Origin of the sequence: Kribbella sp. NPDC003505 (assembly GCF_040610875.1) — a bacterium.
GTDB lineage: Bacteria > Actinomycetota > Actinomycetes > Propionibacteriales > Kribbellaceae > Kribbella.
In genome coordinates, this window is sequence record NZ_JBEXNA010000014.1 from 151,819 (window position 1) to 163,937 (window position 12,119).

Annotated in this window: 9 protein-coding genes; 3 read left to right on the forward strand and 6 right to left on the reverse strand. The window is 68.2% G+C overall.

What is annotated here, in order from left to right:
• The first annotated feature begins 92 nt into the window (after window positions 1-92).
• From ABZX12_RS36665 to ABZX12_RS36675, 3 genes are read left to right on the forward strand one after another with little or no spacing between them, the layout of a single operon-like run.
• Window positions 93-1,100, forward strand: coding sequence for an alcohol dehydrogenase catalytic domain-containing protein (locus ABZX12_RS36665; RefSeq protein WP_355700052.1), 1,008 nt, complete (start codon window positions 93-95; stop codon window positions 1,098-1,100).
• Complete coding sequence (locus tag ABZX12_RS36670) at window positions 1,097-2,401, forward strand: RuBisCO large subunit C-terminal-like domain-containing protein (RefSeq protein WP_355700053.1); 1,305 nt, start codon at window positions 1,097-1,099, stop codon at window positions 2,399-2,401. Before ABZX12_RS36665 ends, ABZX12_RS36670 begins: the two co-directional genes overlap by 4 nt.
• Window positions 2,394-3,800, forward strand: a complete 1,407-nt coding sequence (locus tag ABZX12_RS36675; protein ID WP_355700054.1) for a four-carbon acid sugar kinase family protein — start codon at window positions 2,394-2,396, stop codon at window positions 3,798-3,800. Before ABZX12_RS36670 ends, ABZX12_RS36675 begins: the two co-directional genes overlap by 8 nt.
• On the opposite strand, the gene ABZX12_RS36680 is transcribed toward ABZX12_RS36675, so the two are convergent.
• Genes ABZX12_RS36680 through ABZX12_RS36705 form a run of 6 tightly spaced genes read right to left on the reverse strand, consistent with a single transcriptional unit; the run spans window position 3,772 to window position 12,108 of the window.
• The gene (locus tag ABZX12_RS36680) at window positions 3,772-4,899 is read right to left on the reverse strand and encodes a glycoside hydrolase family 28 protein (RefSeq protein WP_355700055.1); all 1,128 of its coding nucleotides are present in this window, start codon (window positions 4,897-4,899) and stop codon (window positions 3,772-3,774) included. The two genes, ABZX12_RS36675 and ABZX12_RS36680, sit on opposite strands and share 29 nt — an antisense overlap.
• Window positions 4,892-6,982 carry a hypothetical protein gene (locus ABZX12_RS36685; RefSeq protein ID WP_355700056.1) on the reverse strand — a complete coding sequence of 697 codons (2,091 nt, stop codon included), beginning with the start codon at window positions 6,980-6,982 and terminating at the stop codon, window positions 4,892-4,894. The genes ABZX12_RS36680 and ABZX12_RS36685 overlap by 8 nt, the downstream gene beginning before the upstream one ends.
• Window positions 6,982-8,151, reverse strand: coding sequence for a DUF5605 domain-containing protein (locus tag ABZX12_RS36690; RefSeq protein ID WP_355700057.1), 1,170 nt, complete (start codon window positions 8,149-8,151; stop codon window positions 6,982-6,984). The genes ABZX12_RS36685 and ABZX12_RS36690 overlap by 1 nt, the downstream gene beginning before the upstream one ends.
• Complete coding sequence (locus tag ABZX12_RS36695; protein WP_355700058.1) at window positions 8,148-9,545, reverse strand: DUF5060 domain-containing protein; 1,398 nt, start codon at window positions 9,543-9,545, stop codon at window positions 8,148-8,150. Before ABZX12_RS36695 ends, ABZX12_RS36690 begins: the two co-directional genes overlap by 4 nt.
• Window positions 9,542-10,609, reverse strand: a complete 1,068-nt coding sequence (locus tag ABZX12_RS36700) for a sialidase family protein (protein ID WP_355700059.1) — start codon at window positions 10,607-10,609, stop codon at window positions 9,542-9,544. Before ABZX12_RS36700 ends, ABZX12_RS36695 begins: the two co-directional genes overlap by 4 nt.
• The gene (locus tag ABZX12_RS36705; protein ID WP_355700060.1) at window positions 10,606-12,108 is read right to left on the reverse strand and encodes an extracellular solute-binding protein; all 1,503 of its coding nucleotides are present in this window, start codon (window positions 12,106-12,108) and stop codon (window positions 10,606-10,608) included. Before ABZX12_RS36705 ends, ABZX12_RS36700 begins: the two co-directional genes overlap by 4 nt.
• Between the last annotated feature and the right edge of the window lie 11 nt (window positions 12,109-12,119).

The window sequence follows — 12,119 nt, forward strand, 5'->3', positions numbered from 1 at the left end:
TCAACCGGCTATCCACAGGCTGGCCGATCCGCCTTGTTTTCTTGACGTTTACTGGCGGAGACTGTTCGGACCCGAGCGAAAGGAGAGACCTCGTGCGAGCAGCAGTTCTGCAGGCGCCGCGGCAGGTTTCGGTGACCGATGTGCCGGATCCCGAGAGGGGCGGTCACGTGCTGCTCAGGATGCGCGCAGTCGGGCTGTGCGGCTCGGACCTGCACACCTGGAGCGGGCGGCACCCGTTCCGCAAACCGCCCGTCGTGCTGGGCCACGAGGGCGCCGGGGAGGTCGTGTCGTCCGGGGACCCACGCTTCCGGCCGGGCGACCGCGTCGGGGTGCTGCCGGCCCTGTCGTGCTGGAAGTGCCCCCGCTGCGAGACCGGGAATCCACATCTCTGCAAGCACAAACGCGTTCCCGGCCTGGGCTGGCCGGGCATGCTGAGTGAATACTTCGCGGCGCCCGGGCGGGTCCTGGTCCCGCTGAACGACGAGATCGGGTACGGCGAGGGCGCGATGATCGAGCCGGTCGCCGTCGGGTGGCGCTCGACCTCGGCGGTGCGGGCCGGTGACGCCGTCGCGGTTCTCGGCGGCGGCGCGATCGGGAGTCTCGCGGCCGCGATCAGCCGGCACCGCGGCGCCCGGACGGTGCTGGTGAGCGACATCAAGCAGCACAACCGCGAGTTCCTGGTGGATCAAGGCGTCGACGTCGTGCTCGATCCGCTCACGTCGGACCTGACGTCGATCGGGCTCGAGGCCAGTGGCGGTGACGGGTTCGACGTAGTCGTGGTGGCTTCCGGGCATCCGAGCTGCCTCGCGGAGGCGTTGGCGTTGTGCAGACCGCGCGGACAGGTGGTGCTGCTGCCGATGTTCGGCGGCGCGCTGACGGTCGATCTGAATCCAGTCGTTCTCAAGGAGGTCACAGTGCAGGGCTCGACGATCTACACACCGGCCGATTTCGCTGCAGCGGCACGGCTCGTCAACACCCGGACCCTCGACGTCCGTCCGTACATCTCCGACGTCGTGCCACTCGCCCGAACACCCGAAACTCTGGCCGCCATCGACGCCGGCGCCGCACACCTCAAAATACAGATCGACCCGACCCGATGAGCGCCCACAAGGTCATCGGCACGTACTTGATCGAGACCTACCTCCCACTGGAGCACGCCGCGGAAGCGATCGCCGGCGAGCAATCAACCGGCACCTTCACCGCCATCGCCCGGGAAACCCCCGAGCTCCGCCAACGCTTCGCAGCCGAGGTCGTCTCCATCGAAGAGCTCCCACCCACCGCAAACCCCGACCTCCCAGGATCAACCCGCCCGGCACCAACTGCCCTACGTCCAGCGGACGGTCCGCGCGCGGGAGAGCTGTCCGTGGTGAAGCGGAGCGGGCTGGTGCGGATCGCGTTCGGGCTGGACAACTTCGGGCCGTCGTTGCCGAACCTGCTCGCCGCAGTCGCGGGCAACCTCTTCGAGCTGCGGCAGCTCGCCGGGATCCGGCTGCTCGACCTCGATCTCCCGGCACCGTTCGCCGAGCGCTACCCCGGACCGCAGTACGGCGTCCGCGGGACCCGCGAGCTGCTCGACCGGCCCGACGGCGTGCTGCTCGGCACCATCGTGAAACCCAGCATCGGACTCCCACCCGAAGAGCTCCGCCTCGTCGTCCGAGAGCTCGCCGAGGCAGGCATCGACTTCATCAAGGACGACGAACTGATGGGCAACCCGCCGCACTCGCCGCTCGCCGACCGCGTGGCCGTCGTCACCGAGGAACTGGACAAGATCGCCGCGCGCACCGGACGTCGCCCGATGTACGCGTTCAACATCACCGACGACCTGGACCGTATGGCCGCCAACCACGACCTCGTCCAGGCAGCCGGAGGCACCTGCGTCATGGTCTGCGTGAACCTCGTCGGCTTCACCGCCCTCGCCTGGCTCCGCGAACGCTGCGCCCTACCCATCCACGGCCACCGCGCAATGACCGGCGTGTACACCCGCGCACCGCAGCTAGGCATCGACTACGTCGTCTGGTCCAAACTCGCGCGGCTGGCCGGCGCGGATCACCTCCACACGAACGGCCTGTCCAACAAGTTCTACGAGACCGACGAAGAGGTCCTCCGCTCCATCACCGCCGTCCGCACACCCCTACTGGGAGGCTACGAGACACTGCCCGTCCTCTCGTCCGGCCAGACACCGGGCTTGGCCCCGGAAACCTACCGCCGCACGAACACCACCGATCTCCTGGTCCTGGCAGGCGGCGGCATCCACGGCCACCCAAGCGGCCCGGCCGCAGGCGTCACCGCCCTGCGAGCAGCCTGGTCAGCCGCAACCTCCAACACCGACCTGGACAAGGCCGCCACCCAGGTCCCCGCACTACGCGAGGCCCTCGACAAGTTCGGCGGCAACCGTGCCTGAGACGACAAGCTTCAGCACCGATTCGACACCCACCACCAGACCGCTGGCGTTCGGCGGCGGCTGTCGCGGAGCATTCGGGGCGGGCGTGGTTGAGGCGGCGTTTTACGGGGACGACTTCACTGGGTCGACCGATGCGATGGTGCAGTTTGCTCGGGTCGGGTTGCGGTCGGTGCTGCTTGTGACGTTGCCGTCGGCCTCTGAGTTGCGGACGTTGACCGAGCGGTACGACGTGATCGGTGTCGCCGGGATCGCGCGGTCGTTGCCGCCTGACGAGCAGGAAGCTGAGCTCCGTCCGGTACTGGAGGCGCTCCGGGATCTCGGGCCGCGCGTGTTGCAGTACAAGGTCTGCTCGACTGCCGACTCCTCCCCCACGCGTGGCAGCATCGGCCGAGCGCTGGAGATCGGACGGGAGGTTTGTGGTTCCACCGTCGTACCCGTCCTGATCGCGCAACCGGAGCTGGGCCGCTACACCGTCTTCAGCCACCACTTCGCCGCCGAAGCCGGCACCGTCCACCGCCTCGACCGCCAACCCACCATGTCTACGCATCCCGCCACCCCCATGCACGAATCCGATCTCCGTAAGCACCTCAGCCGCCAGACGTCGCTTCCCCTTGGCGCCCTTCACCTGACCACTTACTCCACCCTCGCGACTGGACTCACCGCGGCTGGGGATGTCGCCGCGGTTTTGCTCGATGCGTTGACCGACGAGGATCTGCGGCTACTCGGAGAGGTGATCCTGGGAGACGCGGGTGAAGCCAGGTTCGTCGTCGGCTCAGGAGGTATGTCCCGAGCCGTCGCCTTGGCCCTCCGACCTGACGGCGGAGCGGCTACCGCGGCGGCGTCCCGTGTCGGTGGGCCGGTGCTTGTGGTGTCGGGCAGCCAGTCGCGGCGTACCGCGGAGCAGATCGAGTACGCACGCTCCGCCGGCTGGGAGGTGCTGCCGCTCGCCGACAGCGTGACGACGGCTCACACGACCGCCGGGCCCGCGGACAGCTTGGCAGGTCAGGCGACAGCCGCGCTCGCGGATGGCGTGATGGGGCGGGCGATCGGTGCGTTTGTGGCAGGGGTCGACGGGGTCGTCGTGCATACGAAGGAGTTGGATCCCAGGGACGTCGCGCAGGTGCCTGCTGCGTTGGCGGAGGTTGTGCGGGGGATTGCTGCGGCGACCGGCGTCCGTCGGGTAGTTGTGGCGGGTGGAGATACGTCCGGGCAGGTGCTGCGGGAGCTTGGGATCAGTGCGCTCGAGCTGGTTGGTGCGTCGGAGTCGATCGCGCCTGGGGTGCATTTGTGCCGTGCGGCGTCGGGCGAGGGGGAGCTTGATGGGCTGGAGTTGTTGTTGAAGCCGGGGCAGTTGGGGCAGGTCGATCTGTTTACGCGGTTTCGGGGGTGGTCAGGGTGAAGGATTCGACTGGCGCCTGTGGGCTATCGAGGATTTCCACGGTGCGTGGCGCGGCCGCGACGGTCAGGTTCGTGATGGTGATGTCGCGTACGACGGGAGCGTGGCCGCCGAAGTGTTCCGGCTCCGCGTGGCGGGTGGTGATGAGTACGGCGGACGAGGTGACAGCTTCGACCGCGAGGTTTTCGACACGGACCTGCTCGATCAGGCCGCCACGTGAGGAGTTCGTCTTGATCCGTAGAGCGTGGTCGACGGACGGGCCGGTGACGTGCAGGTCGCGGGCGTGGACGTTGTGGACGCCGCCGGATGCTTCGCTCCCTATCGTCAGGGCGCCGTGGCCTCCGACGAACCGGCACGACTCGATGAGGATGTTCCGCGACGGGCGGCCGACGCGGCGTCCGTCGTCGTCGCGGCCGGACTTGATCGCGATGCAGTCGTCGCCGGTGTCGAACGAACAGCCGGTGATGACGACGTCCGTGCAGGAGTCGGGATTGCAGCCGTCGTTGTTCGGGCCGTGCGAGTCGACGGTGACGCCGCGCACCAGGACGTCGCTGCAGAAGACCGGGTGCACCACCCACATCGGGGCGTTGACGATGCGGACGTCTTCGATGCGGACGCGACGAGAGCTGTGCGGCTGGACGAAGCTGGGGCGGAAACCGTGACCGGGTTCGAAGACACGCTCCGATACCGGCACATCGTCGTCGACCATGCGCAACAGACGCTCCCAGTCCGCGCGCGGGCGGGTGCTGCGCCACCAGTTGTCCGTGCTCGCGCCGCCGTCGAGGGTTCCGGTGCCGGTGATCGCGACGTCCGTTTCGCCGGAGGCGTAGATGAGAGGTGAGTGACTGAAGCACTCGATTCCCTGCCACCGGGTGCGGACGATCGGGTACGCCGCCGGATCGGTGCTGAACCGCAGCGTCGCGCCGGCAGACAAGTGCAGCTCGACGTTGCTGCGCAGCCGGACCGCGCCGGTGTGGAATTCACCGGCGGGTACGACGACGCGCCCGCCGGTGAGCGCGCACGCGTCGATCGCCCTCGCGATCGCGGCCGTACAGTCCGCACCAGCACCAGCACCGAAGGCGGTGATCAGGTAGTCAGTCATCGAGCGGCAGGGCCTGGGTGCGGAGGGCGTTGGCGAGTGGTACGGCGATGACCCAGCTGGGGTTCCAGGTGTTGGCGTGGCCGCGCCGTTGCCAGTGGGTTTGGAAGACGGCTTCGCCTTGTTCGCCGGGCAGGGGGAAGTTCCAGTCGTGGGGGCTGATGGCGACGGTCTGGGTGAGGGCCTGGAGGGTCGTTCGGGCCGCGTCGACGTACGACCGGCGGTTGGTGGTGAGTCCGAAGGACAGCAGTTCGTACGTCGGGAAGAAGGCGTCGAGGTGGTGGTTCTGGACGCTGACGGTCGGCCAGCCGATCGCGTTGAAGCCGGCCGCGTGCAGGGGCGAGCCTTCGTCCTGCTCCGGGGACCAGACGTAGACCCAGGTCAGGAGCCAGTCGGCGGCCACCTCGCACCAGGTCGCATAGACGGGATCGCCAGTACGGCGGAAGAGCTCGTAGGCGGCCATGAAGTAGTACATGCCGGCTTCTTTGTCCTCGCACGCCGCGTCGAGAGTGGAGCGCGAGAACGGGCGGTCGAAGGTCCGCGCGTGCTGATCGTGGTACCGGGACAGCCAGACGGTCGCCTCCGACAACAGCTCGGCGTCGTCGAGAACCTCCGAGGCCTTCAGCGCAGCGAGCACGCACGGGATCCCGGCGGACGAGACGGTCGTCGTCGCCGGAGAGCCGTCCAGCCGCCACCCCACCGGAAACGTGCCGTCGGCCAGCTGAGCGCCCGCTGAGCTGCGGAGAAAGGTCATGGACTCCGTGAGGGCATGCAGCCAGGACGGCGGGACCGGTTCCTCGTGGGTCCGGAAGAGCGCGATGATGTCGGCCAGGTCAGCGATCGTCTCGCCGTAAGCACGGCTGGAGACCATGGGCCGGTTGCCGGTCCGGAAGCTGGTCCAGCGACGGGTGATGGCCTGGTAGGCGTTGTGGCGCAGGCCGGGAGTCGGCGTCGGGCTGCCCGACAGGTAGAACTCGACGGCTGCCCGGCAGCGATCGATGCGCAGGCGGTCCCGGGTGTTGAAGCCGAGCTGCGCGTCGCACCAGGCGAGCTTGAGCGCCTGGCCGGTCCACCCGTACATGAAGTGCCGCGTCTTCCGCGGACCGTTGCCCGGGACGTCACTGAACTTCGTGTACCCGGCCACCGTCCCGGACTGGTACCACCGGTTGTCCAGAGCAACGGTCTTCAGCCGGATCAGCTCGTCCAGCGCCAGACCGTCAGCGCCGACAGCAGTGAAGACCGCGCGCGCCGTGTGGACCAGCTGCCGGAAAGCGTGACCGCGAATGTCCTGCGGCCCCCAGTCGAGGACCAGCTGCTGCGTGTAGCTCTCCCCCGGCCGCAGCGTGAGGTAGCCGTCGTCGGTGACCTCGGTCTCGGCCTTGCTGACATAACGGATGTCCTGCTTGCCGTCGAACATCAGGGCGCCGCTGAGCGCCGCGATCACCGGCCCCTCCTGCCGGATCGCGCCGAGTGAACCGTAGCGGACCTGGCCGTACCGCGAGCGGCGTGCCTGCGGCCGCGAGAGGACGGACAGCCAACGCCGTTCGCGGCCCTCGCGCCATTCGAGGTTCACCCCGGGGATCGGCAGCCGGTCCTCCTCGGCGACGAATCCGCCGCCGGGCGCCGGACCGATCCGCGGTACGGCGCGCGCCGGGTCGGCGGACGGGTTGTCGTTGTAGATCACGCCGGGGACGGTGAGCCGGCTGTCTTTCACCCGGCCCAGGTCGAGCAGGAACCCGACAGCAAGGTCTGCGAGGCGGCGCTTGCTGGTGTTGCGCCACCGGAGCTCGAGATTCAACCGAGCGCCGTCGTCGAACGCCAGCCGCACCTCGACCGCGAGCGGTCCGGTACGGCAGCCGGCGCGATGCTCGCCCGGTCTCCGCGAGATCCACCAGCCGTCGGGTGACGGTGTCCCGGCCGCCTGAAGCAGGGTCGGCTGCCACGGCCGGCCGGCCGAGCAGGTGAGCAGTCCGGCCAGCGGGCGTTCGAGGTAGACAGGGCCGTCGGCCAGGCCGAGCTGCAGGACCACACCGTCCGGCGTACGGCGGAGTTCGGCTTGGCGGGGTCCCGAGGTGAGCGGTGGCATCAGGACGTCCGGCGGATCTGGATGGCCTGGTATTGCGTGCCGGGCAGCCTGACGGTCAGCGTGTCGGTGACGTTCTCACGGGTACGGCGTACCGAGTGGTTCCACACGTCCAGCACGTCGACGTCGTACACGCCCTCGGGGAGCGAGAACGTGCGGTCGGGGAACTGGTGTTCGCCGAGGTACTGCAGATAGTACGAGCCCGGCACCGCGAGGGTCGGGGCGTCCCGGTAATCGTCGATGGGCTCGACACTGTCCGGGAGCTCGTCGAGGACCTCACGCAGCAGTCGAAGCCGCTGCGCAGCAACCCCAGTCGGCCGGCTACCGCCAGCTGACCAAGGCGTGTCGACGTACCACTCGCCATGGGTGACGTACGCCCCGCGGACCGTCCCCTCCCAGATCCGGGTCAGCATCTCCTCGGGACGGAGGCTGGTGTCGGGAGTGGTGCCGTCACCTTCGTGTCCGCAGGCGTCGACGAAGACGGGCTTGGCGTAGTCACGGCGAAGTGCCGAGACACCGCGGAGATTCTCGAGGCGGACGCTCAGATGCGTCAGCCACGGCGGACCGGGATCGGTTGCCTCGTGCATCGAGATCAAGTGGTGGCCGTGGTCGACCTCGGCGATCAGCTCGGCGAGTCGCCGAACGTCCGAAGCCTGCGCGGTGTCCGTCGGCGACAGGCACCACGTGACATTGCGGTAGGCGGCGAGACGATTCACCGCGTCCCGCACGACAGACTCGTCAGCCGGCAGGACGATGTCGGCGACGATGTCCGCGGCCAGGAGGTCGCGCACCTGGTCCTCGACGGTCTCCGAGAAGGCCAGCCGGACGCGGTTGAAGGGCGACGCAGCCAGCGCCGGACGGGCGGCAGCCCACTGATCGGGCCGGCCGAACCACGACGTGGTGAGCGGGTGATACGGCGTACCGTCCGCCCAGCGCAGCGCCGTCCCGAAGCGCCGGACCGGGCCACGCGAAGTCCCCGGCGTGCAGGTGAACGCACTACCGGAAGGCCCCGACCAGTCGCCTTCCAGATCCGGGCTGAACCGGACCAGCCAGCCGTCTCCCGACCGGAACGATTCGGCGTAGGCGGTCGCACCCGAGGTGTGGCGGAACAACTCGGCGGTCGGGCCGGCAACGGGTAGTTCGAGCACGTCCCAGCGTGCTACTGACGTCATCGGGTGCCTCTCAGGGCGAGGTACGGGGTGGCGGGCAGCGGGATGCGGCTCGGGCCGGTGTAGTCGGCCAGTGGGGTGATGGTCAGCGCGCGGGTGTCGATCAGGTCGAAGTGGAACGGCGATCCGTCCGACAGGTCGAGCTCCACGGCCGACGGCTGCCGGTCGCCGAGGTAGTGCAGCACGCAGCGGTCGGTGTCGACCTCGCCGTCCGACTGCCGTGGCAGTCCGGCGAACACGGCCCGCAGGAAGTCGATTCGCTCCGGGCTGTCGCCGTACAGCCGGCCGCCGATCGAGATCCACGCCCGGGTCTCGCGGTCGACGAACGACTCGCCGTGACCGACGTACCCGCCGAGCGACATGCCCTGCCAGAAGCGGTGCACCATCTCGTCCGCCGTCAGGTTGCCCCAGCGGCGGCCGGCGTTGCCCTCGTAGCCGATCTCGTCGATCACCACCGGCTTCAGGCAGTCCCGCCACGCGGCGACCTCGGCACCGTCCCAGTGCTGCACGCTCTGGTGGGTGATCCATGGCTTGCCGAAGTCGTACGGTGTGAAGACCTCGTACATCTTGGTGCCGTTGTGGATCGACCGCAGCCGCTGGTACGGGTCGTAGCGCTGCACCAGCTGGAGCAGCCGGTCCCAGTCCGCGATCGTCTTCTCGTGGTTGAAGTCGTACTCGTTCGACAGCGACCACCAGACGTTGCGGTACGCCGCCAGCCGCGCGACGACGTATCGCAGGTACGCCGCGTCCTGCGCCGGGGTCATCCGGTCGAAGCCCCACACACCGCGGTCGTACGGGTGGAACAGGATCAGGTCCGCCTGGATCCCCAGCGCCAGCAGGTCGGCGACACGGCTCTCGAAGTGCTGGAAGAACTCCGGGTCGTACCGCTCGACATCGACGGAGCCGGGCATGTTGCCCGCGAACGGGGTGCGCTCGGGGCGCATCCCGTCCGTGGGCAACAGACACATCCGGACCTTGTCGAACGGTGCCTCGCGCAACGACTCGAGCGTGAGCTCCTGGAGCTCCTTCGTCTCGTACGTCCAGTGGTAGCAGGTGGTGCCGATGCAGTCGTAGCGACTGCCGTCGGCGTACGAGAAGTGGTGCCTGCCGAGCACGTCGACCGGTCCGTGGTTGCCCTGGCCCGGTGGGGTGCAGGTGAAGGTGCCCTGGTGGCCGTCCAGTTCGGGGGCGGAGCTGGAGGTGATGTACGACCACTCCCCCTCACGGTCCGGTGAGAACCGCGCGCGATAGTCCCCGTCGCCGTCGTAGAAGCCGTCGACGGTCACCATCCGGTTCCGGAACTGGTAGGTGACCTGGAACTCCACCTCGACGAACGGGTTGCCGCCGGACGGGCCGCTCAGGGTGAGCTCGTGCAGGCCCCACTTCTCGATACTCATGGCAATCGGTCTCCTGCCTGGATCCACTCGGGCGCCAGGATCACGTGCTTGATGGTCTTGCGCAGGTACGAGTACGCGACGTGCAGCCGGCCGTCGCGCGTCTGCAGCAGCGTCGGGTACGAGTAGCCGAACTCGTTGTCGCGGTACTCCTCGTCCTGCACCTGGAGGTTGCGCCAGTACGGCCAGGTGGCGCCGTCGTCCTCGGACAGCGCCAGCGTCAGCGGGGTCCGCAGGGTCTTCCGGCGGACGCCGCCCTTGCCGTCGGCGACCCAGCGGAACTGGTCGCGGTCGGAGCACGAGTCGTTGAACACCATGACGAGCCGTCCGTCGGCGAGCCGGAGCACCTGGATCGCCGAGTTGTTGTTCGGCAGAGTGGTCTTCTCGGGCGCAGTCCAGGTCCGGCCGTTGTCCTTCGACACCGACCGGTGGATGCGGTCGGCGGCGCGGCTGCGGTAGTAGCCGACGAGTTCGCCCGGTGACAGCTCGGCGATGCTCATCTGCACCTGGCCGATCGCGTCCGGCACGTCCACTGTCGTCCAGGTCTCGCCTCGGTCGGTACTCAGTTTCAGCACCGTGCGTTCGGCGGACTTGTCGCAGTCGTACGCCGGGAGCAGCCAGTCGCCGTTGCTCAGCACCACCACCGGGTTACGGATGAAGCTGCCGAGGTGGTCGAACAGGGCCTCGCTCCGCTCCCACGTGATCCCGCCGTCGTGTGAGATGCGCCGGATCACCCGCGAGGTCGACTGATCATGCGGTTCGTTGGACGTGTGCAGCAGCCAAACCTCGCCACCAGACGGGGTGACGAACAGCAGCGGGTTCTGTTCCGAGCGGTGCGGGTCGGAGGACAGCTGGACGGGCTCGGTCCAGGTGTCGGTGCCGGCTGGCAGGCGGGACAGGACGATGTTGGTGTCCGGTTCGCCTTCGCCGGGGCCGTTGAACCAGGCGCAGAGCAGGTCGCCGGCCTCGGTCTCGACGAGCGTGGCGGCGTGGCTGTCGCCGGGGTGGATGGTGGGCAGGAGGGCCGCACCCTCGCGGATGCGGCCGTCGAACCTGGGATCGATCACCACGTGAGCCCGCGGGCGACCTGCGCCTTGATGTAGTCGGGGATATCCTGCGTCTCGGTGACCAGCAGCGACGAGTCGACGTCCATGCCGTCCTTGAGCACGTGCTGCCGGAACACCTTGTAGAGCGGGATGTCCCAGTACTCGGTGTTCTGGTAGTTCTTGATCACCGCGTTGTCGCCCCAGTACACGGCCGACGTGTCGACCGCCGCGAGCTCCGGGATCGCCGTACCGAACGCGTTCACGACCGCATCGGTCTTCAGCACCGCCTTCATGCCGTACGACGAGATGCGGGTCTGCATCTCCTCCGACACCAGGTACTTGATCACGTCCAGCGCCTGGTCCCTGTGCTGCGACTGCGGCGGGATGAACGCCGCGCGGGTGTCCGGCTGGTAGATCGTCTTCGAGCCGCGGGACAGCACCGGCATCGACGTGACGCCGATCTTCACGCTCTTGGCCCACTCGGCGAACTGCGCGGCGTCGTCTTCCTCGACGTAGTACGGGCTGAGCGCGTACGCGTTCAGCTTCGACAGGTTGTTCACCGCCATCGCGAGGTGGCCGGGGAAGCTCATGTCGCCCTTGAAGAAGTCGTCCACCGTGGTGAAGTTGTTCCGCGGGATCATCAGGAACCGGTACATGTTGTTCGCGACGGTCTTCCACTCCGCGCTGGTCAGGTTGACCTTCACGTCCTCCGGCGCCGGCTGCTCGCTCGAACCGGGCACGAACGGGTAGAGGCCGAGCTGGTTCATCGCGAGATAGTTGTCCGGGTGCTGCATGTAGCCCTTGTAGTGGTGGATCCCGTCCTGCCGGGTGAGCTTCTGCGCGAGCTTGTAGACGTCGTCGTACGTCGACCCGGCCGTCGGGTACCGGACGCCGAACTTGTCGAAGATCAGCTTGTTGTAGAACAGCAGGCTCTCGTCGATCCACAGCGGGACGCCGTACAGGCCGCCGTCGGAGCGGGACTTGATCTGCTCGACCGAACCGACGTTCAGCGCGGTCAGATCGATCCCGGCCTGCTGCACGAGGCCGGTGACGTCCTGGGTCCAGCCCAGCGGCTCGAGGTCCCGGTCGATCCGCAGCCGCGGGTCCTCCAGGATCAGGTCCGGCACCCGGCCCGCCTTGGCGATGTCCTCGTAGCGGATCGGGTAGTCCCAGGTGGCGTACTTCAGCTTGATGTTCGGGAACTTGGCCCGGATCGCGTCGCCGAAGACGGTGTCGAAGTACCTGGTCGCCTCCCGGCCCTGGTCGTTGCCGCCGAGCTCGAACGGCTTGAAGTTCGCCGCGAAGACGAACAGCTCGTCGTCGGCGACCGAGAACGGCACGTTGTACTTGTTCGGGATGTCGACCACACCAGCCGCGGACTGGGCGGCGGCGCGGGGTACGGCGGTGGTGGAGCTGGCTGCGGCCGGTGTGGTTTGCAGTGCGCCGCCGAACGCGGCAAGTCCACCGATCAGTGCACCGTTGCGTAACAGGCCACGGCGGGACATGTTTCCTTCGGACATGCGAAGACCTT

Coding starts and splice junctions, on each gene's coding strand:
- ABZX12_RS36670 (WP_355700053.1), top strand. CDS start 1,097: ATGAGCGCCCACAAGGTCATCGGCACGTACTTGATCGAGACCTACCTC.
- ABZX12_RS36680 (WP_355700055.1), bottom strand. CDS start 4,899: ATGACTGACTACCTGATCACCGCCTTCGGTGCTGGTGCTGGTGCGGAC.
- ABZX12_RS36705 (WP_355700060.1), bottom strand. CDS start 12,108: ATGTCCGAAGGAAACATGTCCCGCCGTGGCCTGTTACGCAACGGTGCA.
- ABZX12_RS36695 (WP_355700058.1), bottom strand. CDS start 9,545: ATGAGTATCGAGAAGTGGGGCCTGCACGAGCTCACCCTGAGCGGCCCG.
- ABZX12_RS36685 (WP_355700056.1), bottom strand. CDS start 6,982: ATGCCACCGCTCACCTCGGGACCCCGCCAAGCCGAACTCCGCCGTACG.
- ABZX12_RS36690 (WP_355700057.1), bottom strand. CDS start 8,151: ATGACGTCAGTAGCACGCTGGGACGTGCTCGAACTACCCGTTGCCGGC.